The following is a 23,488-nucleotide window of genomic DNA, read 5'->3' as shown; positions in this document are numbered from 1 at the left end:
TATATATTAAAATAGATAGGAAAATATTTGTTTATTTACTCAAGTCTGATTTTAAAATTTGTTCTGTGATATGGAGGATTGCTTGCATGACAAACGTTCCAAAACAGCCAGAAATACTTAAAAGTAGATTAAATGAGGTATTTGATGATCCTGATGAATTAGCAGATCGGATTGCAGAGATTTTTGCATGTCCGATTACAATAGAAAACTCCTATCATCATGTCATATCCTATAGCAAACATAACAAAAACATTGATGAAGCTAGAATTTCCACCATCATGAACCGTAAAGTTCCTAATAAAGTAATTAACGGGCTTTGGAAACAAGGAATTATGCCACAATTGTTAGATAGTGATGACCCAGTTGTCATTCCAGAGATAAAAGAAATAGGGCTTGGAAACCGTGTTGCTGTAACAGTAAGAAATAAGAATGAGATTCTAGGTTTTATCTGGGCCCATACAGCAGAAAAAACACTAAGTGACGATGAATTAGAACTCCTTAAAAAAGTGACCATTTATCTGAAGGACTTTTTCCTCAAGCAATCCCAACGGAAAAGAAAATCTGAAGAAGGATATCAAGACTTTTTCTGGCAGCTGCTGACGGATACTCAAACGACCGCTGATATTTCCCGACAAGCAAAGCGATTTAATATGAAACTTGAGGGCATCCTTGCAATCGTTGTCATTCGCTTTTCCGATGATATAACGGAACAGATAGAAAAACACGCACATTATTTATCAGAAACCCAAGTAAAAGTCCAGGTTATCTACCGTTTATTTGATGATAATGACTTTATTATGCTTGTCCGCCTGATAGACAATGATAATCCTAAAAATCAATTAAATGAGTTCATTGAACAGTTCATTGAAAAAATTCGTAAACAGCTGAGGTTAAAAAATATCACGGGTTCATCTGGTTTAGCATATGAAGAACCCCAATATATCAAAGACTCGTACAAACAAGCTGTAAGGGTGCTGCAATTAAAAAGTAAGTTTCCCTCACAACTTTCAACGATTCACCGATACGAGGATCTCGGTGTTTATCAGTTTATCGAGGAGTTATATGAAATAAGAAAAACAAATCAATATCAGAATAAACATATCGAAAAACTGCGTTCATATGATAAAAAACATCGAACAGCCCTTTTGAAGACGCTTCATGTTTATTTACAATGTGATTGTAATGTTTATCAAGCCGCTAAAAAAATGTTCATTCACTCAAATACCATGAATTATCGGTTAAAACGTATCAGAGAAGAGGCTGAAATTAACTTAAAAGACCCGAATCAGAAAATGACTATACACCTTGATCTTATTATGGAAAGCTTAAAAGAAGGATGATTTGTGTAAATGCACAAATCATCCTTCTTACTTTTATTTATTTGAATAAGGACATCGATCATTAAAAGAGATACGATGGAGAGGTAAAATTTGATAAAAGGGGATGGGGTAATATGATTATTGGTATACCTAAGGAAATTAAAAATAATGAAAATCGAGTTGCAATGACACCTGCTGGGGTAGTTCATTTAGTGAATGCAGGACAAAAGGTTATCATTGAGAAAGACGCAGGGGCAGGAAGCAATTTTGCAGATGAAGAATATAAGCATGCAGGTGCTGAAATTATTGAAAGCGCTTCAGATGTTTGGGAAAAATCGAATATGATTATGAAAGTAAAGGAACCACTTCCATCTGAATATAAATATTTCCGTAAAGGATTAATTTTATTTACGTACCTTCATCTAGCTGCTGAACCGGAATTGGCAAAAACACTCATTGAAAAAGAAGTAACCTCGATTGCATATGAAACGATTACCGTAAATCGCACATTACCATTGCTTACACCGATGAGTGAGGTCGCTGGTCGAATGGCTACGCAAATCGGTGCACAATATTTGGAAAAATCTAAAGGTGGAAAAGGAATTCTTCTTGGTGGTATCCCAGGAGTAAACCGCAGTAAAGTAACGGTTATTGGTGGAGGAGTTGTAGGTACCAATGCAGCAAAAATTGCACTTGGCCTAGGTGCTGAAGTAGCGATTATCGATTTAAATCCAGTACGATTACGTGAATTGGATGATATCTTTGGTGCTAGAATCCAAACATTGATGTCTAATCCATACAACATTGCCGAAGCAGTAAAAAATTCCGATTTAGTAGTTGGATCTGTATTGATTCCAGGTGCCAGAGCTCCTAAACTTGTATCCGAGGATATGGTGAAATCCATGCAGCCTGGATCCGTTATTGTGGACGTAGCGATTGACCAGGGGGGCAACTTTGAGACAGTAGATCATCCAACAACACATGATGATCCAATTTATATAAAACATGACGTACTCCATTATGCAGTTGCCAATATTCCTGGTGCCGTTCCACGTACTGCTACAGTCGGTTTAACAAATGTAACCGTACCATATGCCGTGCAAATCGCTGCCAAAGGTGTTGCAAAAGCTGTTCAGGATAACCCAGCAATTAGCACAGGTATCAATGTTGTTAACGGTAAAGTGACCTATGAAGCTATTGCGAATGACCTTGGCTATGAATATGTATCCGTCAAGGAAGCTTTGCGCGAGCCAGCATTATCATAACATCTTAATAATTATATTAAGTAAAAACGTTAAAACGCCCTTCATCTGAGGGGCGTTTTTAATAGATTTTAAATCATCATGACTGAGAATATCCACTTTTTTCAGTAGGTGAAAAACCGTACCCAACTTGCATAAGTGCAATTAAGGCTATCACCGAGAGGATTGGTGACAGCAACGTTTTCTAAATGTATTTAACGGAAGCCTAGCTATAATTGTGATCTTTTTCATATGGCAACAATCTATTAAAAAGGTTCCCACTTCAATTGCCTTGCCTGCTGAAATCTTCTGTCAACCTCACGCCAATTTACAACGTTCCACCAATTATCAACATATTTTTCTCTTTCGTTTTTATATTGGAGATAGTAGGCGTGTTCCCAAACATCAAGAACAAGTAATGGTACAACATCCCACTGGCTTAGATTTTGGTGCTTTTCTGCCTGTAGAATTTCCAGACGTCTGGAGCGGGGGGACCAAACTAAAATAGCCCATCCGACTGCTTCCACATTTTTCGCTGCTTCCGAAAAATGTTTTTTAAATTGATCAAAACTACCAAACGATTGATTGATTGCCCGGAGTAAACTCCCAGTAGGTTGACCGCCACCTCTTGGACTCATTATGTTCCAGAAAATTGTATGAAGATAATGACCTGCTCCGTGAAATGCTGCTTCCCTTTCCCAATGCTTAATCAATTCAAAGTTATTCGTCTGACGCGCTCGTTGCATTTCTCTTTCCGCCTTGTTCAATCCTTCAACATAACTCCTATGATGCTTGTCGTGGTGGAGCCTCATAATTTCCTCGGCGATATAAGGTTCCAATGCATCATATCGGTAGGGAAGTGGGGGAAGCGTATGTCCTCCGATTGGAACCGACTCCACACGGTCTTCACTTTCTAAACTTACTTCTTCTCGCTCACTATTAAAAAAAGATTGTAATGCTGCAAATAGTTCATTTGCCCGTTCCTGAACATCCGATTCCTGTAATGATTCATTAGTTGAAAGTTCTTCCTGAAACCTGGTGAATTGTTCTTTCCAGTCATCTAACGGTTGTATACCAGCATGTTCTCTCAACTCAGTAATTGATGCTTGATATGTTTCCAATATTTCTTCACACCATTTTTTTATGGAAGAAATGTATTCAGACAATGAAAGCCCTCCTCGTAACTAGTCGTTGACAATATATGCATCCATACAGAAATGGTGACCTGCATGATGGAAAAATTACGTTATTTATTGGAGGTTGTTGATACAAAAGTATCTTCGACAGCATCGGCATTGGATGCGTGAGAATATAGATAATAAAGTATCCGGTTGGTCAAAACCCATCCTACGATTGAAAACGGTTAAGAAATGCTTCCTGAAAATTAAGCGACAAACAGCCTTCATCTAAGGAGGAAGGCTGTTTGTCGCTTTCGGGTTCTCTGTATAGTCCGTATGGTTTTTGATTATAACTAGTAAAATAGCACACTTGAAAGAGGGGAGAAAACAATATGCTTATCGAACCACCAAAACAGGGATTATTGTACACACAGAGAACGATTCAACCAGTAGAAAATATAATTAACACGGAAGAGCGAATTAAAAGGTTCCTTATACTAAGCGATATTGAGATTGTGAAAAAGTTCAGTGATATTGGCTATGCTAATCTGATGCGGCCTGGATTGAATGAACTTTTGAAATTCATTGCCAACACGGAGCAAAAAATAGATACAATTGTATTTTATTCATTTGACCTTTCCGGAAAAGACAGGAGGAGAATTGATTTTGTACTGCCGAGAATCAAAAAAACAGTTGAAAACGTCATGTGGATCAAAAACTATCCGAACAGATCACGATTATACGAAGAGGAATTTAAGGAAGTGAATTAGCAATATAGGAATGGTCCTTCGCTGATAAACCTAAAAAGAGAAAGGCGTTCTCCTAACTTCAGAAGGCGTCCTTTCTTTCATTCTAACTCTGCAAATCCTCTTGTATCGTGTAAATTAACAAATCGGCTTCCTTATTCCAATCAATTCCAACTTCTGCAGAAAAACCTTTTCGATTGCTGACCACAAATGTAGGGTCGCCATGTTCCCCCGCATTTTTTTCCTGTTCCATAAAATTTTCTTTCACATCATCTTCCAATAGGTCATTCAGTTTTTCGATAGCTTGTTCACGTGTTAAATATTCCATTTAATTTCCCTCCTGCAGTTCAGCTGTGCAGTTACATTTTTTAGGTATATGAAATCATTTTAAATAGGAATTTTTGGACAAAATTAAGAATATGTAACTAAGAGGACTTCGAACACCCTTGAATTTACGATGATGCTTGTCCAAAAATTCGGTTGAAAAGTTATCCATTTCTTCCTTTATCAAAGGTTTCGTGGATGATTTCAATAACTTCATCCTTATCATTATGCTTTATCATTTTAATCATCCTTTCAACAATACATTTTCCATTTATGAGGTGATTTATACATGAAAGAACTAACAATCCAGCTAAAAGACGAAACATACAATCAAATAAAAGAACTAACGGAACTGGAAAATTTAATTAATCGGCATCGGGATAAGAATCGGAGTGATGATTATAAGATTGAAGAATTTATTGTTGGGAGCATTGTTGATAAGTTGGACCAAATTAAATATTTTGATTTGACAAATCCATTTATTGAAAGCAAGCGACAGCCTATAGTTAAAAACCGATTTAAAGAAATTGCCAAACAAAAAAACATTTATATGAAAGACATTGCCGATCAACTGAATATGCATCCTCCCAATATCAGTAAAATATTTAATAACGTCTCCCAGCCCAGACTGGAGCTGTTTATCAAAATTTGGCTCATCCTAGGGTGCCCACCTTTACAACAATGTATTTATTTGGAAGAAGATTAGGTAGCAACAGGATCATCTTTATTAATGGATTCCGGTTGCGATGAAGGTCTGAGTCGTCGTTTTTGTGTCGAGTATAGTGCTTCATAAGTAAGATCCTAAGCAGTAATTACCAGTGTTAAAAAAGACAGCACTGGTAGTTTCTGCTTAAGCTTGTGTGTGGAGATTAAAGCACGTGTGTAAGTGCAATTAAGACATCCGCCCAAAGGTAGACAGTTGTCTTAGTTTTCTAAGAAATAATTGTAATAGGACATGCACGTTGTTACATATCAATAAACATAATAAAATTCACAAGAACATATCAAAAACGTTATGGAAGCTTTTAGAAAAGGAATGCATGTCGAAAAATAAAAACCATTTTAATTGTCTCCTGACTGATGAGGGAAGGGAGGACAACAAATGACGGTATTCGAATCGCTCGTACTGATGATTTCGTTTGGAACATTGTTGGTTGCAGTATTGTCAGAGAATAAGAAGTAAAGCCTATAAGTATGGAAACCATCATGATGAATGTTGGCTTTCAAAACATATGGGCTTCTTTTTATTGGCAATGGGAATGTATAAAACGTACCTATCTGCATCGCTGCAAGGAAGGATGTCGCTTTTGGTAGCAATTAATTCTTACACGTAAATAGCTACTTCTACCTCCAGTTCGTTCAAAACTCTTCGCTTTTCTTCGGGAAACGTATTATTTCCAAATAAATTTATGAGGAAGAAAGAGATAATTCTTTTAAAATGGTCATAATAAGCAAGATGACATTGAAAGGTGGGAATTTACATGAATTTGGAATGGTTTGACAGAGTATGTGGTGAACTGCAGGACAGTTTGAATTCAATTTGTGAAAAATATGATGAAAACGGCAGGATGTTAATCGAGCGTGGGGCAAAGCATCCGAGGATAGACTTCTTTACGGACAGCAGCGAAGAGGACAGGGATTATTTTTGTACACTTTATTTCGATCCCCATAACGAAGAATTCTATATTCAATCAGTCGATGTCGAGTATGGACATCTTAGCAAGGTGGTGCTAGAAGATATAGAAGATATCGTTGATGCAGTTCACGAAAGCTTCCATGATTATATGGATGATAGCTTTGATGATGAACTGGATAGTGATGATATTTCCGACATAGTGGTCATTGATGAGCAACCAGATTTTCAGGATGCAGGTGAGGTGGAAGACGAATTATTACTGGAAGAAATCGATGTCGAGTGGGAAACTCCAGAAGTGACGGCATACTACAAACCAGATGAATCAGAGGTTTCTTATCAGTTCGGAATTACGCAGGATACTGGCGAAGGTGTAATTAAACGAATCAACCGTACATGGGCAGATGACGATGATCTGGTAAAAGATGAAACAATCATTACTTTTAGCAAGGAAGAAGCAAGTACACTTATTGCCATGATTGCAAGCCATATGGATTCTATTGGTGGTACGGATTATTTAGAGTATTAACGAAAACGTCATACTGAATTTTATCGGGGTGCTATCCTTTCAAAGGGTGGCATCTTTTTATTTATACTTTCCAGACTGAATGTTTGTTAAAAAAATTTTAACAAACAATTATACACAGTTCTGGAATGTACGTGAAACGGCTTTCTAAAAAGGAAATTGCTCTAAAGTATTTTGCAGAGGAACACTCCCAAGAAAAGATTGTTATAACCTTGTGATAGTATAGTTGTAGATTAATTTCCAAGAGAGTGATTTAAAAAATTCGAATATGTCATGATTGGAAAAGAGATATGGCCTCAATCCTTATGATATACGAATAGAAAGAAGGGTGAGGAAGGAATGAGTTCAGATACATCGGTCATTTGTATAGGTGAATTGTTAATCGACTTTTTTTGTACAGATGTAGATATTGACCTCGTTGAAGGCAGGAATTTTGAAAAGCAGGCAGGCGGGGCTCCGGCTAATGTCTGTGCAACGATCGTAAAACTTGGTGGTCGCGCCATATTCAGCGGGAAAGTCGGAAATGATCCATTCGGTCATTTTCTAATAAACACATTGGATGAGCTTCATGTCGACACGTCGATGGTTGTAATGGATAAAACCAATCCAACTACACTGGCATTCGTTTCATTAAAGAAAAACGGAGAAAGAGATTTCGTTTTTAATCGTGGTGCAGATGCTTTTTTAACAGAAGATGAACTGGATAAAGACAAATGGGCAAATGCAGGAATGATTCATTTCGGTTCAGCAACTGCATTATTGGACAATCCATTTCGAACCACGTATTTAAATGCAATGAAAAGAGCCGCTGAAGAAGGGAAATTTATTTCATTTGATCCTAATTTCAGAGCAAACCTTTGGAAAAATAAAGAAGGAGATTTTGTTAATCTCGTAAAAAAAGGTATTGCAGTAGCTGATTTTATAAAAGTTAGTGATGACGAATTGAAATTAATTTCCGGTACTACTGATTTAGTGGAAGGTGTTCAGGTGCTACATCAGAATGGAGCTAAAGTAATAGCTGTCACATTGGGGAAAGACGGAACATTGATTTCCAATGGTGAATATCATGAGGTTGTACCAAGCATTGCGGTTACCTCAATCGATTCCACAGGGGCGGGAGATGCATTTGTCGGAGCGGCACTTTTTCAGCTGGAGCGAGAAAATAAACCTAAAGAAGTGATGGCTGATTTTGAAAAGTTGAAGAAAATCATTGCCTTTAGTAATCAAGTTGGTGCGATGGTTTGTACGAAGATAGGTGCGATCACTGCCATTCCAACTATGGAGGAAGTAATGAGTAGGAGCGGGGAATAGCCTGTTCATTAAATAGTAGTAAAAAGTTCTTGTACCACCTGGTGCTACAAAAAAACATAGCTTCCATATGTTGTTCAAAAGCATCTATAATCAACAATTAAATCAAGGACTATGTCTGCTATAACACGCTTAGTTGTCATGAATTATTGTATATAATTGGATAAAACTATAATGCATGCCTTGAAAGTGATAAACTATTAGTCATTGCTTCATCACTTTTTGGTAACCGTATTTTAGGAGGGATTGGAATGGATATGAATAATAATGATATCTTAATCAGGTTAAGATATGCGCTCGATATAAAAGATGCAGATATGGTAAAGATATTCCAACTCGGAGGCATGGAAGTAACACAAGAAGAAGTGCAAAAGATTCTCACCAAATCTCCGGATAGTTACGATGAAGAAGATGGCTATCCTGATGAAGATCATATAGAATGTGACAATGTCATGCTAGAGTCATTTTTGAATGGCCTCATTATATACAAAAGAGGGAAACAGGATCCTAAACCAGGGCAGCCTGAAAGACCACCAATGATGATAAAGAATAATGGAAGTGTTACTAATGTATTACTGAAGAAATTGAAAATCGCATTGGCACTAACAAGTGAGGATATGGTGGATATTTTAAAAGAAGCAGGAGTTATCATTACAAAAGGAGAGTTAAGTGCCTTACTAAGAAAAGAAGGACATAGTAATTACAGAAAATGTGGTGATCGATTCGCAAGAAATTTTTTGAAGGGATTGGGCATGAGGTATAGGTCATAGTAATTTCTTGTTTAGATCTCTCCATAGTTAGCTGAAGACTGCCTCCTGTTGAATAATAGGAGGCAGTTCTTGCTAGCTATGTTTTAAGGTGGTAGTGGGCCTTTTGAGATTGAAAATGCGAAGTGTCTCGGTTAAAAAATTAAGAATATAACAGCAAGAAGGCCAATATGTAAAGCAAGTATAGTGAACCCTTCTAGATTAACCACGAAAAACTTCTACTAGTTCTTACACAAAAATAATTCTCAAAAGCAAGCAACTAATAACCCTCTATCGTAAAGGAAGAGGGTTCTTTCATGTAGAGAATCAGCCTCTACGATTTAATAACGACACTACAGCTGATATTCGCTTAGAAATTTCATATCCTCGTCTGACAAGGAGTAATTGTTAATCATTAATTTCCCATTTTTTAACCTGTGCATGATTACTTTGCCGTCTACAAAATCCCTTTCGGACAGAATACAGGGGATTTCATATTCAATAACCTTGCCAACAATATCGTAAAATAAATAGCCTTCTTTTTCATCATATATAAATGAATTGATTTTCATATTCGGTGTGATTAACAACGTTATCTTTTCTATGTCATTCCACATCACTTTTACGTGGAGTTTTTTCTTTCGTTTCCTTTCAATCAAAGCTTTCAAAGCGAGTAACGAAATACCTTCATTCATTGGTCTTCCTCCGACATTTATTTTTTAGTAAATTGCCAGCTGTTTATTCCTATAATTACGCAATTCTGGAATGAACAGCTATTCGTTTATCACGTTTTAACTCTATCATATTTCTTCTGGTTCGTTCACTATAAAAACCTTGTTTTCGCTGAATTAGAGACCGAACGAATGGGCACTTTAATATAAAACAGAATAGAAGAAGCGTTTTGGGGTGGGCTCTGCCGATGGAGTGAAAATGGTTACTGGACATGTTAACTCCAATATTATACTGAGGATTGGATAATTCAACTAGGAGGATATACGTGAATAAGAAGCATGCATCAAGATCTATCCGTTTTTTAAATTTGATAGAAAAGAAAGGAAATAAACTGCCACATCCTGTAACGATATTTATCCTCTTCACTTTCGTAGTAATTGCAATATCACATTTTTTATACATAATTGGGACGAGTGTTACATTTGAAGGTGTGAATACGGATACGAACGAAACGGAAATGCTTACGGTCACAGCTGTCAGTTTACTGGTTCCTGAAGGTATTGCGTATATGTTTTCAAATGTCGTTTCCAACTTTACCACCTTTGTTGCGCTGGGACCTGTATTGGTAGCCATGCTTGGGGTAGGTGTTGCGGAGAAGAGTGGCTATATTAGTGCGCTCATGACGAACACGGTTACGAAAGCACCTAGAAAACTTGTAACACCGATTGTGGTCCTCATGGGTATATTATCCAATGCTGCAGCATCAGTCGGTTATGTTGTTCTCGTGCCACTCGGTGCTATTATATTTCTTGGATTTAACCGCCATCCGCTTGCGGGCTTGGCAGCAGCGTTTGCCGGTGTGTCTGGTGGATACTCTGCGAATTTGTTTCTCGGTACGAATGATCCGTTACTAAGCGGCATCTCGACGGAAGCTGCACATATTCTAGATGCGGGCTATGTGGTAAACCCGACAGATAACTGGTTTTTCATGTTTGCTTCCACTTTTTTAATTGTTATCCTCGGTACACTTATTACAGATAAGCTTATTGAACCAAAGCTAGGAAAGTATGTACATACGGAAACGTTAACGGAACAGCAACAGATTTCTGCCATTGAGTGGAAAGGGTTATTCTGGGCGAACATTTCCGTTTTGCTTACTATCCTAGGAATTGTATTATTGGTGGTTCCTGAAAATGCACCATTAAGAGGTGAAGGTGGAAGCATCATTGTATCTCCATTCATGGGCAGTATCATTTTTCTCATGATGGTCATCTTCCTTATTCCCGGTATTGTCTATGGAATTGTTACCAAAACGATCAGAAATGATAAGGATATTGCCAGCCTGATGACTTCGTCGCTAGAAACGATGGCGGGATTTATAGTCTTAATTTTTTTTGCAGCACAGTTTGTGGCATTATTTAACTATACGAATTTAGGGACAATCATAGCAGTTAAGGGTGCTGATCTATTACAGGCAATCCAACTTGATGGTGTATTCTTGCTTGTAGCATTAATCATTGTAACGGCAATAATCAATTTATTTATCGCTGCCGATTCCGCAAAGTGGGCGATTATGGCACCTGTATTTGTACCGATGTTTATGCAAATGGGAATTTCTCCGGAAGTAACTCAGGTTGCGTATCGAATTGGAGATTCCTGCACAAACATTATTTCCCCTTTGATGCCGTTTTTTCCATTAATAGTAGCTTTCGCCCAGCGTTATGGAAAACAGAATGGTGTTGGTACGGTAGTTTCACTTATGCTGCCGTATTCAATTGTCTTTCTTGTTTGTTGGACAATATTCTTTGTAATATGGTATGTATTGGGAATTCCGGTAGGTCCGGGGACGAGTTTAAATTATTAGAGAGGGATGACAATAATGAAAGTAAACACTACATGGACAGGTGGCAGAGCATTTACTGCAGTAGGTGACTCTGGCTACGCAATCAACATGGATGCAACGGAAGCTTATGGTGGTTTGGGTAAAGGAGCAACGCCAACTGAAATGCTGCTCGGTTCTTTGGCCGGGTGTATCGGAATTGACGTCACGATGATATTAAGGCCCCATCTAGACAAAATTGATAAAATAGAAATAAATACGGATGGCACACGAAAAGAAGAAGCACCTAAGGGGTTTACTGATATTATAGTGACATTTGTTGTAGAAGGCGATATCGACAGTAAAAAGGTATGGAGGGCCATACGCCTTGGAGAGGAGAAATATTGCTCTGTTTCAGATTCCCTAAGTGCCAATATTTCCTTCAAGCTGATATTAAATGGAGAAGAGCAACAAGATTAGATTTTTAATATTACTGAACGACAGCCCTGCTTTTAATGTGATGTTGATAGTATCATTATCATTCAAAGTTGTTCTGTTTCTGAGACGAAGTTCCTGTCAAGATGTCCAAAACTTGCTATGATTAGCATAGACTAGAATAAAGGAGACATCTACATGCTGCAAAAACTTCGAGCAGGAAATCACGCGCAACCGTTTAGAGGGCCTTTCACCATTACCCGTATTCAGCCAAGTGATATTTTGGAAGAAGATACCGGAGATTCCGCCTTTGGACCGTTAAGCAATATTGACCATGCAGTAATGAAAAAAGGGTTAACAATTAAAATGCATGAGCATGTCAATGATGAAATATTAAGCTATGTATGGAAAGGTACTTCCTACCACAAGGATTCAGCTGGATTTGAAGCACCGATTGCACCAGGCAAGCTAATGCTGATGAATGCAGGGTATAGCTTTTGGCATGAGGAAAAGGTAAAAAAAGATTATGTAGAAATGCTTCAGATATTTATCCGCCCATGTGAAGCCGATCTTGAACCATCCATTCAATTTCACAACAAACCAACAGATAATCGGGATTGGTATTTGATGGTAGGACCGACTGAGAGTGACGCCCCACTGCATGTTCGGCAAAATGCCTATATATTTGATGCTAACCCTAAAGCTGGGGATGAATTATCGATACCGCAATATAAAGGACTGAAACCTTTTTTATATATACTGAATGGAAAAATCAGAATGGAAGGTATTGAAATTAATAGTCAGGAAGCAATCACTGATTTGACAGATGCGCTTCCAACGCTTATTGCTGAAGAAGATTCCACCCTTATATTATTCATCGTTGACATGAACGCACCCGCAACGATGACTGGGACAATCAGTGGATTAGGGAAAAATAGCTAATGGTGCTACCCGAACTCGGGAGACCGCCCCGTCCAGAAGGGAGAGCGCCGCCCGAACTCGGGAGACAGCCCCGCCAGACGGGAGAGCGCCACCCGAACTCGGGAGACAGCCCCCGCCAGACGGGAGAGCGCCACCCGAACTCGGGAGACAGCCCCATCCAGACGGGAGAGCACCCTCTCGAACTCGGGAGACATATTCCCAGCCATATATATCCTCTAGTACTCAGACGAGATAAATCTGCCTATCCTATGCTATTTCCTGAATTCATTCAACCTTTCATAGCTCTCAAGCAGGAATTGATAAAACAATTCTTCCGTTGGGAGCAGTTTACGCTGTGTGGGATAGATGACGCCTACTGTTCGAGTCAGTGACAGACTGACATCTGATAAAGGGATGGTTACGGTGGACCGTGGTGTATTATCTACTAACGTCATCTCTGGCATCAATGCCACCCCTAAACTAGCTGAGACCAATCCTTTTAAAGCATCAATATCTTTTCCTTCAAATGCAATATTTGGTGAAAAACCTGCTTGTTGGCAGGCTTGAATAACCTGTTCGCGAAATATGTATCCTTCTGGTAACACAACAAAAGGGTCGTTCTTTAATTCCTGCAGCATGATGGATGTTTTGGTCGCCAATGGATGGTTGTGTGGAATGAGCGCGACGATATTTTCAGTAAATAATGTCGTTCCATTTATTTTTTTCACTTTATTTTTGTTCGGCATCGGAGCAATCATGGCCAGATTGAAATTCCCTTTTACCACACCATCAATTAAATCATCATAAAGCGCATTACTCATTTGGAATTTCGCTTCTGGATACCTTGTTCGAAAAGCATAAATGATTGAAGGTAATGTATAGGCGGCCATACTAATTGGAAACGCGATTCGAACGGTTCCTTTTTCAGGATTTAAATATTCTATAACTTCCCGTTTTGCTTCTTCCATCAAGTTCATTACTTGTTTCATGCGTTCCAAAAAGATTTTGCCTATCGGAGTTAATTTCACATTTCTTCCTTCTCTTATAAAAAGCTCGACACCTAGCTCGTTTTCTAAATTTAAAATTTGTCTGCTGACAGAAGATTGCGCAACATGCATGGCATCAGCAGCATCTGTCATGTGTTCTCTTTCTGCAACTTCCATAAAATATTGAATTTGTCTGATCTCCATATTGCATCACTCCATTAACTCATGCTTTAAACGCATTGATTTCATCGTAAATGAATATTGAAACTATCGTTTATAATATTATAGAATAAAGTATAATAAAAAACAGTAATAACTAAAAAGTTATTGAAATATAGTAGGGGCTGAATTGTATGAAAACACTTGAAGAACTGCAAGAGACTCAAACGCAACACGTAAATGATTATGTGAATAACTTACTTGAGACAGTTGAAAGTCGTAACCCGAATGAATTGGAATTTCAACAGGCAGTGAAAGAAGTGCTTGATTCTTTAGTACCTGTACTTGTGAAAAATCCGACATATATCCAAAAAGGCGTTCTCGAAAGAATAATTGAACCCGAGCGCATGATTACTTTTCGAGTGCCATGGGTCGATGATAATGGAAAAGTACAAGTAAATCGAGGATTCCGTGTTCAGTTTAATAGTGCAATTGGACCATATAAAGGTGGAATCAGATTTCATCCATCTGTAAACGCTAGTATCGTCAAGTTTTTAGGATTTGAACAAATCTTTAAAAATTCGTTAACTGGGCAACCAATAGGCGGAGGAAAAGGCGGCTCTGATTTCGATCCAAAAGGAAAATCCGATATGGAAATAATGCGTTTCTGTCAAAGCTTCATGACTGAACTCAGCAAATATATCGGACCAGATACCGATGTGCCGGCCGGAGATATCGGGGTTGGGGCAAGAGAAATTGGTTATATGTTTGGACAATATAAGAAAATAAAAGGTGCATATGAAGCTGGTGTTTTGACCGGAAAAGGCATTGGTTACGGTGGAAGTTTAGGCCGGAAAGAAGCAACAGGTTATGGTACGGTTTACTTTGTAGAAGAAATGCTAAAGGATAAGGGTCATAGCTTTGACCAAAGCACTGTTGTCGTATCCGGTTCTGGAAACGTATCGATTTATGCGATGGAAAAAGCAATGCAGCTTGGAGCAAAAGTGGTAGCGTGTAGTGATTCGAGCGGCTATATTTATGATCCAAATGGTATTAATCTCGATACGGTGAAACAACTAAAAGAAGTTGATAACAAACGGATTCATGAATATGTTAAAGAACATCCAGGTGCATCTTTTGAAATAGGATGTTCCGGTATCTGGAGTGTCCCTTGTGATATTGCTTTACCGTGCGCAACACAAAATGAGCTGGATAAAGAAGATGCAGATATATTAGTTTCAAATGGAGTTAAGGCTGTTGGGGAAGGTGCAAATATGCCTTCGTCTCAGGAAGCAATCGATATTTTCTTGGAAAAGGATGTTTTATTTGCTCCTGCCAAAGCTGCTAATGCAGGCGGAGTTGCCGTTTCTGCTTTGGAAATGGCGCAAAACAGTGCCAGAATTGCATGGACAGTAGAAGAAGTCGATGAGAAATTACAGGAAATTATGAAAAATATTTATCGTAAGAGTTTAGATCAATCCGAAGCGTATGGGGTTCCAGGCAATTTTGTGGTTGGTGCCAATATAGCTGGATTCGTTCGAGTGGCGGACGCTATGATTGAACAAGGGGTTATCTAAACGGGAATTTTAAAAAACGTATCTGTGTCACCAATCCACTTAGTGACAGCCTTCGTTAAACATATGTAAAAAGGTGTCAGGTTCCAAATAGGAGCCTGACACCTTTTTTTGTCAGATAAAAATCGACAAAAACCGGGGAGTGACAGGCACCATAGCCTAGCTCGTCTATTTTGTGATTTCTGGCATACAATGTTTTCGAGGTGAGAAAATTGAGTGAAGTCGCAATTGATAAATGGAATATATTTATCGTTATGTTTCTTATGAGTTTAATCATGAGTATTCAAGCCCCAATCTTCACCCCATATGCAGTTACAATGGGTGCATCAAGTGTTTTGGTTGGTATCATGCTAAGTGCTGCACAACTGGCTAATTTAACTGGGAATCTGATTGCAGGTCCATTGGTTGACCGATTTGGTAAAAGAGTTTTTATCACCTTACCGATGTTTGTTTCCGGCATTTTGTTCATGGGGCATGGATTCATCTCTGATACAGCCGGCTTATTGGTGTTGCGTACGATGAATGGATTTTCACTAGCCTTTTTGCTTCCAGCAGCATTAGCCTTGTTGTCAGGTTATGCTGGGAACAGCCAGCAACAGGGAAAAAACATGGCGATCAATGGAATCCTAGGTACAATCGCAAGTATTATTGCTCCCTTAATTGGTGGGAATTTAGGTGCTTTAATTGGGTATGCCAATACATATTTCGTAATTGGAGCAGTATTAATCGTCACATTCCTTTATACAATTTTGTTTTTAAAAGATAGGCAGATTATAGTTGTTAAAAAGAAAAACACATTACAAACTTGGAGCATCATGAGTTTGTTAGCGAGGCCAACTCTGCATATCGTTTTCCTCACAGGCTTTGCAGTGATGTATATTCATGGGGTGATTGTTTATGAAGTCCCATATCTGACCGTGGAAAAAGGTCTTTCTACTGTCACTACTGGTCAATTATTTAGCTTTATGGCAATTGGGACACTTCTTTCGTTATCCCTATTTTTCATCCATCGTTTTGATGCTATTAAGCGATTGATTGTTGGTTTGTTCGGCATGTGTATGGTGTTGTTTGCCATATTTAATGATTTAGTTGCACTGCAGCTATTATTACTTTTGATGGGCTTCTGTTTAGGTGTCATTATGCCGGCAATGGCGATTGCAGTTACCGACGAGGTATCAAGGGAAGGTCATGGCAGAGCGTTCGGTTTGATGTCTGCCATCTATTCGTTGGGGATGATCCTCGGTACGTTTGTTACTGGAATTATTCGTGAGATGATTTCTCCATATTTTATTGCATTTCTGATTGGAATGCTAGTACTCGCATTTATCGGCTACTTGAAATTACACGTACCCCAATCGACACATTCGAAAGTGTATTAGTAAAAAAATGAAGAAAAGGAGGGACAGTCAATGCTAAAAATACTTTCTTTTATTGGAATTCTTTTCGTATTGGGATTTGTAGCCTTTCTGGAAACATCAACAGAATCATATAAAGGTTTCCGTTCGAGTTTGCATGATGCTGCCACTAGTGAAGATGCTGCTGAAGCAATTTCAGAAGTAGAACATGAATATAAGCCTGCGCGTTATACATCGTCAGAATATATTTTCGATGATGCAAAAGTGGAGAATGGGTATAGACTGGAAACATACAGAGAATATGAAATTCACGAAGATGATGAAGGTAATATAATAAAAAAAGTGCCGACATCGAATTATAATTACTTAAGATACAAAATAGATTAGGACAGGTAGCTGTTTGGAGTTCGTGTAAAAGGGCATTGTTGTATATCAAGTGAATAAGAAAAAGTTGAAAAAAACTTTGTAGGATTAGAAAGTGTTATCACGTTGAATAGAAACTGGGTTGAGGGTGGTTCTCTCCACTTTGACTGGGCGCTTTCCCGAATAGAGTTGGTTCTCTCCCGTTTGGCTGGGACGCTCTCCCGATTAGAGGCGGTTCTCTCCCGTATGGCCGGAGCGCTCTCCCGATTAGAGTTAGTTCTCTCCCGTTTGGCTGGGGTGCTCTCCCGAATAGAGTTGGTTCTCTCCCGTTTAGCTGGGACGCTCTCCCAAGCATGGGTATTACTATCCAGTTATTCCACTATTCCAAAAAACGTAACATTTACACTTGACAGTTTATTTTAAGTCCGTTATGATATGAGGAAATCTTATAACTGAATATAGCAATTTCTTATCAAGAGTCGGGGGAGGAACTGGTCCTGAGATCCCGCAGCAACCGTTACTGGTAATACAGTAAAATGGTGCTAAATCCAGCAAGCATTCGCTTGGAAGATGAGACAGTGTGTAGAGAATTTAAAACCTCAACCTCTTCCTCATCGGAAGGGGTTTTTTTGGTTCCTAAGAGGAAGCAGGTATAAGTTCATCCTACACGATGTCCTCAAAACCAAGTAAGTTTATTTGTTAAATCATATTAATTTGAGGAGGTGAACGGAACCAAAAAAAACAAAGCAAAATAGGAGTAATTTTACCAGATAGTCCATACAAAATAAAAATTATTAAGGGAGAGATTACAATGACAACAACAAAAACAGACAGCTTATATAAAAAATCGTATTTCAGCAGAATCACGGAACTAAAGGAATATTCACCGGAAGCATTTAAATCCTTTTTTGCCTTTAATGACAAGGCATTGGCCGAGGGGAAATTATCCGTAAAAACGAAGGAATTGATTGCTATTGCAGTTGCACATATTACGGGATGCCCGTATTGCATTGATTTACATGTAGGGAATGCGAAGAAAAATGATGCTGATAAAGAAGAAGTGGCCGAAGCAATATTTGTAGCAACAGCATTAAAAGCAGGTTCGGCGGCTGCACATGGTGTTAATGCCTTAAATGCTTTCTATGGGGAAGGTGATGACGAACTATACAAAGCATCCTATTTCAACAGACTTAAAGAATTTGGTGAACTGACTGGAGATACATTCAAAGCATTTGCTGCCTTTGATCATCAGGCCCTAAAAGCCGGGAAGCTTTCGGTAAAAGAAAAAGAATTAATTGCAGTGGCGTCAGCCCATACAACAGGTTGTGCTTATTGCATTAACTTGCACACGAAAAATGCCAAACAAGAAGGTGCGAGTCTGGAAGAAATCTCAGAAGCCATTTTTGTAGCAGTCGCTTTAAAAGCGGGTTCCGCCATTGCGCATAGTGTGAATGCCCTAAATGCTTATGATGAAGCGTAATGATTCGCACTTCAATGTAAAAATTATTGAAAAGGAGTTCTGATCAATGGCAAAACAAATTCACTTGAATGGTTTTATCCAAAATTCACCTTCTCCCCACTCAACGGGACTTTGGAAACATGAAAAGGACGAGGGAACAAATCATAATCGTCTGTCTTATTGGATTGAAACTGCAAAAATATTGGAACGCGGTAAATTTGATGCGATGTTTATCGCTGATGTGCTTGGTACATACAGTGTTTATGGAGATAGCCATGAAGCAGCTGTTAAGCATGCCGTTCAGCTGCCAGCCCATGATCCGTTGATTCCAATTTCAGCGATGGCTGCGGTAACTGAAAATCTTGGATTTGCTCCAACGATTTCCGCTACATATGCACAACCATATGCACTGGCACGACAATTATCAACTCTCGATCATTTGACGGAAGGAAGAATCGGCTGGAATGTAGTGACATCCTATCTGGAAAGTGAAGCAGTAAACCTCGGGCTTTCAACGCGTCTTCCAAAGGAACTACGTTATGACAGGGCAGATGAGTTTCTCGAAGTCGTCTACAAACTTTGGGAACACAGCTGGAAAGATGATGCTGTTATTTTTGATAGAGAAAATGATACATTTGCAGACCCCGCAAAGGTTTACTTAATTAATCATGAGGGTGAATTTTTCAATGTGCCTGGACCACATTTAGTGGAACCATCTCCACAACGCACACCGGTTCTGTTCCAGGCGGGAGCTTCACCAAAAGGGCGGGACTTTGCAGCAAAACATGCCGAAGCGGTATTTACTAAGAATCACTCGTTGGAGGCATTAAAGGCCTATGTGGCAGATATTCGGGAGAGGACAGTGAAACAGGGGAGGGATGCGGGAGATGTATTAGTTTTCCCGATGATCCTGCCAATCATTGGGTCAACGGAAGAGGAAGCATATGAGAAATATGAAGATTTGACTAAACATGTTAGCTATGAAGGTACTGCCTCGCTGCTTTCCGGCCATACCGGAATTGATTTTTCCAAATATGATCCGGATCAGTATATTGAAGATGTGGAGACAGAAGCGGTTCAGGGCAACCTGGATATGTATACGAAAGATCCGAATAAGAAGTGGACCTTGCGGGAGGCCATTAAGAATCATGGACTTGGTAATGGTACCGTGAAGTTTATCGGAACAGCTGAACAAATTGCGGATCGGATTGAGGAATGGGCTGTTGAAGGCGATGCAGATGGTTTCAATATCGCACAGACCTACTCACCAGATACGTTTCGTGAGTTTGTGGACTTGGTTGTACCTATCCTGCAGGAGCGAGGAATTTATCGAACGGAATATACAGGAAAAACATTGCGGGAGAACATGTTCGGAAAAGGACGTGCGCATTTGCCTGATAATCATGCAGCAAAAAAGCTCGGTAGCTTTCAGTCTTCGTTAAGGGGATACAAGTCGAGCAGATGAATCGAAAATAATAATTTTTAGGAAGGAGGTCAGGAAATGAGTCAGATTACACTGTATACATGGATCGGTTTTGCGATATTTCTCGCAGTTATGTTCGTCCTTGGCTTTATAAGTGCCAAAAAGACAAAAAATGTAAGCGACTTTGCAACAGGTGGCGGAAGTTTAGGTCCATATGTACTTGGACTATCCTTTGCCGCAACGTATTTAAGTGCTGCCACATTTCTTGGCTATCCGGGATGGACACATGAATGGGGGCTTTCCAACCTCTGGCTGTTTTTGGCAATCATTGCCGGTGGTCCAATCGGTGTTTTGATGGTAGCCAAAAGGGTGAGAAGTTTGAATAAGGAGCAGAAGTCACTTTCCCTGCCGGATTGGCTCGGTGATTTTTATAAGAGTGATATTTTAAGAGTGGGAACTGGACTTATTCTGCTCTTCAATATTTTTTATATAGCTGCACAGTTTGTGGCAGGCGCGCGAATTTTTGAATACCTGCTTGGGATGTCCTACACAGGCGGATTATTGTTTATTACGGCGATCGTCGTGATTTATGTTTTTGCAGGTGGTGCCTTTGCCGATATCTACACAGATGCCGTCCAGGCGGTCATGATGGCAATTGCAGGTGTTGCAGTGTTTATTTCCGGAATCGTAATTTTCTGGGAGGGAAGTATTAATGCCACTTTTACAGGTATGGTAAGTAATATAGCTGCACAGGATGGGAATTTAGTCGAAGTATTTAATCCTGATTCGGCCCATTTTTATTCAATCGGTGCAATCTCAGGGGCAATTATTATTCAGTGGGCCTTTGCCTCCGCTCCACATTTGTTCAACAAGGTACTTGGGCTGAAAAATGAAAAGGATTTAGGGAAGATGATCGCGACCTATGTTATTACCGCTTCTCTCTGTCTGCTTGTTCTTTTTGGTGGGTTATATAGCAGAATATCACTTGGCGATAATGTGGTGGCAGCTGACCTGGCATTAATGGAATACGCAGTGTGGGCTTTTCCGGCTATTATAGTAGCTATTTTCGGTGTGGTGATTCTCGCTGCGGCCATGTCTACAACAGATGGAATATTCGTTTCGATTTCAACTGTATTTGCCAATGATATTTTTCTGAAATTTCTAGTCAAAAGAAGAATTGTCAATGTCAGTGAGGAAAAAGCACAAAAAATAGCACTGAGAATAAGTCGTCTTGCAGTCCCAGTGGTGGGGCTCATAGCATTTTTAATCGTACTGCAGCCGCCAGTCTACATGGGGGATGTCATGTGGATTGGGATTTCTGGTGTAGCCGCTGGAACGATGGGCCCTATTTTATATGCGGTTTATAGTAAGAAAAAGGCTAGTCCAAGAGCGGCTGAACTATCCATGACTATCGGTTTGCTTTCTTATCTCATCATTTATTTTGGAGGGATTATTCCGAGTACGATGTCTGCAGGAGCGGTTGCTACCATTATTGGGATTGCAACGATGGTTATCTTTGCACAGATTTTAAAAAATCCTCAACTTGGTGACAAGGATATAGTGGAAGAAACCAGCGCACAAGTACATTAGGGAAAGGATGAGATTCATGTTTGTTAACCCTATGCTTTCCATATGGCTATATGGATTTATCGGTAGTTTGATTGTCATTAGTTTCCTGCTTTGGAAGTGGTATTTTAAAAAGTAGAGAAACCAAACGATATGGATAGGTTAATGCGTGGAAAAATCCGTTTTATGATTCATTCTATTACTACCATTCATCATTTCATAACTTGAATAGAGAGGTAAAATGATAGATATATATATGCTGGAGGTTATACAATGGCGGAAGCAAAAGTGGAAATATTGAAGAATTACGTAGGTGGACAGTGGATAGAAGCAAAATCGGAAAAGAAAGAGGAAGTTTATAATCCGGCAACAGGTGAAGTGCTAGCATATGTGCCGATTTCCTCCCAGGAAGATGTCGATCATGCGGTGGAGGTGGCTGCTGTAGCCTTTCAGGAATGGAAAGAAGTCCCCGTTCCGAAACGGGCACGTATTCTATTTAAGTATCAGCAATTGCTTGTTGACCATTGGGATGAACTGGCAGAAATCATAACGATTGAAAATGGGAAGAGTTTTATCGAAGCAAAGGGTGAAGTACAGCGCGGAATTGAAAACGTGGAATTTGCTGCAGGTGCGCCTACTTTAATGATGGGGGAACAGCTTCCATCTATTTCGGAGGGTTTGGAATCCGGTGTTTACCGCTATCCAATCGGTGTTATTGGTGGAATTACCCCATTTAATTTTCCGATGATGGTACCGGCATGGATGTTTCCGATGGCTATTGTCACGGGTAATACATTTATTTTGAAACCATCCGAACGCACACCTATACTGGCAAATCGACTGGCGGAATTACTTGAAAAGGCTGGATTGCCAAAAGGAGTATTCAATATAGTCCACGGTGCACATGATGTCGTAAATGGTTTGTTGGATCATTCGGGTATCGCGGCTATTTCCTTTGTCGGATCCCAGCCAGTTGCAGAGTATGTGTATAAACGGGGAACATCGAATTTAAAACGGGTGCAAGCACTTGCTGGAGCGAAAAATCACTCGATTGTACTTAAAGATGCAAATCTGGAAAATGCAGCAACGCAAATTCTGAATGCTGCATTTGGTTCTGCAGGAGAGCGCTGCATGGCTACGTCTGTCGTTGCCGTCGAAGAAGACGTTGCTGAGGCCTTTATCACACTCCTTCATCAAAAAGCTGATGAAATCAAAATTGGTAATGGATTGGATGAAGGTGTCTTTCTTGGCCCGGTTATTCGTGAGAGTCATAAAGAACGAACGCTTAACTATATTGAGACCGGAGAAAGAGAAGGGGCAAAGCTCGTACGTGATGGACGGAAAGATAAAGATGCCAAGCGAAAAGGGTATTTTGTCGGACCTACCATTTTTGATTATGTAACAAGTGAAATGAAAATATGGCAGGATGAGATTTTTGCACCTGTTTTATCAATTGCAAGGGTAAAAGACCTTGACGAAGCGATTGCATTAACGAATAAATCACCTTTCGCGAATGGGGCGTGTATTTTTACCAAAGACGGAGGAAATGTACGACATTTTCGCGAAACCATTGATGCCGGAATGCTTGGTGTTAATATTGGCGTTCCCGCACCAATGGCATTCTTCCCATTTTCCGGTTGGAAAGACTCTTTCTATGGCGATTTACATGCAAACGGTAAAGACGGACTTAATTTCTATACACGCAAAAAAGTAATCACGACTAGGTGGGTATAAGGGAAAAGGGTCACTATCCCTTTTTCTCTCTGCCCCCAGAAAGTAAAGCTAAATAGATTAA

The 23,488-nt window shown here is 39.4% G+C and carries 22 protein-coding genes and 1 riboswitch; of the genes, 18 read left to right on the top strand and 4 right to left on the bottom strand.

The window, feature by feature from the left end; all coding sequences use genetic code 11:
* Positions 1-86 precede the first annotated feature (86 nt).
* Positions 87-1,340 (top strand): PucR family transcriptional regulator, encoded by a 1,254-nt coding sequence (locus tag MN204_RS05565; protein ID WP_249870082.1) that lies wholly within the window; start codon positions 87-89, stop codon positions 1,338-1,340.
* Positions 1,341-1,453: 113 nt separating this feature from the next.
* Positions 1,454-2,584: an alanine dehydrogenase gene (gene ald, locus MN204_RS05560; RefSeq protein ID WP_249870081.1), complete on the top strand. Its 1,131-nt coding sequence runs from the start codon at positions 1,454-1,456 to the stop codon at positions 2,582-2,584.
* 242 nt (positions 2,585-2,826) lie between these two features.
* Here the strand turns inward: ald and MN204_RS05555 are convergent, their stop codons facing one another.
* Positions 2,827-3,726, bottom strand: a complete 900-nt coding sequence (locus MN204_RS05555) for a superoxide dismutase (protein WP_249870080.1) — start codon at positions 3,724-3,726, stop codon at positions 2,827-2,829.
* A gap of 344 nt (positions 3,727-4,070) precedes the next feature.
* On the opposite strand from MN204_RS05555, the gene MN204_RS05550 reads away from it, so the two are divergent.
* The gene (locus tag MN204_RS05550; RefSeq protein ID WP_249870079.1) at positions 4,071-4,448 is read left to right on the top strand and encodes a hypothetical protein; all 378 of its coding nucleotides are present in this window, start codon (positions 4,071-4,073) and stop codon (positions 4,446-4,448) included.
* An 82-nt stretch (positions 4,449-4,530) separates the two neighbouring features.
* Here the strand turns inward: MN204_RS05550 and MN204_RS05545 are convergent, their stop codons facing one another.
* Positions 4,531-4,752 carry a hypothetical protein gene (locus MN204_RS05545; protein ID WP_249870078.1) on the bottom strand — a complete coding sequence of 74 codons (222 nt, stop codon included), beginning with the start codon at positions 4,750-4,752 and terminating at the stop codon, positions 4,531-4,533.
* Positions 4,753-5,037: 285 nt separating this feature from the next.
* Here MN204_RS05545 and MN204_RS05540 point away from each other — a divergent pair, with 285 nt between their 5' ends.
* The 5 genes from MN204_RS05540 to MN204_RS05525 all read left to right on the top strand — a co-directional run bounded on the left by MN204_RS05540 (position 5,038) and on the right by MN204_RS05525 (position 8,985).
* Complete coding sequence (locus MN204_RS05540) at positions 5,038-5,454, top strand: helix-turn-helix domain-containing protein (protein ID WP_249870077.1); 417 nt, start codon at positions 5,038-5,040, stop codon at positions 5,452-5,454.
* Positions 5,455-5,850: 396 nt separating this feature from the next.
* Complete coding sequence (locus MN204_RS21455; protein WP_368858651.1) at positions 5,851-5,931, top strand: putative holin-like toxin; 81 nt, start codon at positions 5,851-5,853, stop codon at positions 5,929-5,931.
* Positions 5,932-6,229: 298 nt separating this feature from the next.
* The gene (locus MN204_RS05535) at positions 6,230-6,910 is read left to right on the top strand and encodes a hypothetical protein (protein WP_249870076.1); all 681 of its coding nucleotides are present in this window, start codon (positions 6,230-6,232) and stop codon (positions 6,908-6,910) included.
* A 336-nt stretch (positions 6,911-7,246) separates the two neighbouring features.
* A complete protein-coding gene (locus MN204_RS05530; RefSeq protein ID WP_249870075.1) occupies positions 7,247-8,218 on the top strand; it encodes a carbohydrate kinase family protein in 972 nt (323 codons plus the stop codon).
* A 248-nt stretch (positions 8,219-8,466) separates the two neighbouring features.
* The gene (locus MN204_RS05525) at positions 8,467-8,985 is read left to right on the top strand and encodes a YehS family protein (protein WP_249870074.1); all 519 of its coding nucleotides are present in this window, start codon (positions 8,467-8,469) and stop codon (positions 8,983-8,985) included.
* A gap of 329 nt (positions 8,986-9,314) precedes the next feature.
* Here the strand turns inward: MN204_RS05525 and MN204_RS05520 are convergent, their stop codons facing one another.
* Complete coding sequence (locus MN204_RS05520) at positions 9,315-9,656, bottom strand: hypothetical protein (protein ID WP_249870073.1); 342 nt, start codon at positions 9,654-9,656, stop codon at positions 9,315-9,317.
* A 302-nt stretch (positions 9,657-9,958) separates the two neighbouring features.
* On the opposite strand from MN204_RS05520, the gene MN204_RS05515 reads away from it, so the two are divergent.
* The 3 genes from MN204_RS05515 (at position 9,959) to MN204_RS05505 (ending at position 12,829) form a co-directional block, all read left to right on the top strand.
* A complete protein-coding gene (locus tag MN204_RS05515) occupies positions 9,959-11,497 on the top strand; it encodes an AbgT family transporter (protein ID WP_249870072.1) in 1,539 nt (512 codons plus the stop codon).
* Positions 11,498-11,512: 15 nt separating this feature from the next.
* The gene (locus MN204_RS05510; protein ID WP_249870071.1) at positions 11,513-11,932 is read left to right on the top strand and encodes an OsmC family protein; all 420 of its coding nucleotides are present in this window, start codon (positions 11,513-11,515) and stop codon (positions 11,930-11,932) included.
* Positions 11,933-12,085: 153 nt separating this feature from the next.
* Positions 12,086-12,829, top strand: a complete 744-nt coding sequence (locus MN204_RS05505; RefSeq protein WP_249870070.1) for a pirin family protein — start codon at positions 12,086-12,088, stop codon at positions 12,827-12,829.
* 251 nt (positions 12,830-13,080) lie between these two features.
* On the opposite strand, the gene gltC is transcribed toward MN204_RS05505, so the two are convergent.
* On the bottom strand, positions 13,081-13,998 hold the full coding sequence (gene gltC / locus MN204_RS05500; RefSeq protein ID WP_249870069.1) for a glutamate biosynthesis transcriptional regulator GltC: 918 nt from the start codon (positions 13,996-13,998) through the stop codon (positions 13,081-13,083).
* A gap of 149 nt (positions 13,999-14,147) precedes the next feature.
* Between gltC and gdhA the strand changes: the two genes are divergently transcribed.
* The 7 genes from gdhA (at position 14,148) to MN204_RS05465 (ending at position 23,427) form a co-directional block, all read left to right on the top strand.
* A complete protein-coding gene (gdhA, locus tag MN204_RS05495; RefSeq protein WP_249870068.1) occupies positions 14,148-15,530 on the top strand; it encodes an NADP-specific glutamate dehydrogenase in 1,383 nt (460 codons plus the stop codon).
* A 209-nt stretch (positions 15,531-15,739) separates the two neighbouring features.
* Complete coding sequence (locus MN204_RS05490) at positions 15,740-16,906, top strand: MFS transporter (protein ID WP_249870067.1); 1,167 nt, start codon at positions 15,740-15,742, stop codon at positions 16,904-16,906.
* A gap of 30 nt (positions 16,907-16,936) precedes the next feature.
* On the top strand, positions 16,937-17,269 hold the full coding sequence (locus tag MN204_RS05485) for a hypothetical protein (protein WP_249870066.1): 333 nt from the start codon (positions 16,937-16,939) through the stop codon (positions 17,267-17,269).
* Positions 17,270-17,711: 442 nt separating this feature from the next.
* Positions 17,712-17,822, top strand: a riboswitch (SAM riboswitch).
* A gap of 234 nt (positions 17,823-18,056) precedes the next feature.
* Positions 18,057-18,725 carry a carboxymuconolactone decarboxylase family protein gene (locus MN204_RS05480; protein ID WP_249870065.1) on the top strand — a complete coding sequence of 223 codons (669 nt, stop codon included), beginning with the start codon at positions 18,057-18,059 and terminating at the stop codon, positions 18,723-18,725.
* 46 nt (positions 18,726-18,771) lie between these two features.
* Complete coding sequence (locus MN204_RS05475) at positions 18,772-20,169, top strand: LLM class flavin-dependent oxidoreductase (RefSeq protein ID WP_249870064.1); 1,398 nt, start codon at positions 18,772-18,774, stop codon at positions 20,167-20,169.
* A gap of 36 nt (positions 20,170-20,205) precedes the next feature.
* Positions 20,206-21,717: a sodium:solute symporter family protein gene (locus MN204_RS05470; protein WP_249870063.1), complete on the top strand. Its 1,512-nt coding sequence runs from the start codon at positions 20,206-20,208 to the stop codon at positions 21,715-21,717.
* A 249-nt stretch (positions 21,718-21,966) separates the two neighbouring features.
* Positions 21,967-23,427: a CoA-acylating methylmalonate-semialdehyde dehydrogenase gene (locus tag MN204_RS05465; RefSeq protein WP_249870062.1), complete on the top strand. Its 1,461-nt coding sequence runs from the start codon at positions 21,967-21,969 to the stop codon at positions 23,425-23,427.
* The last annotated feature ends 61 nt before the right edge of the window (positions 23,428-23,488 follow it).

The organism is Oceanobacillus saliphilus (genome assembly GCF_023522835.1).
GTDB lineage: Bacteria > Bacillota > Bacilli > Bacillales > Amphibacillaceae > Oceanobacillus > Oceanobacillus saliphilus.
Note: the sequence above shows the minus strand (reverse complement) of the source record. Positions and strands in the feature narration are given on the sequence as shown.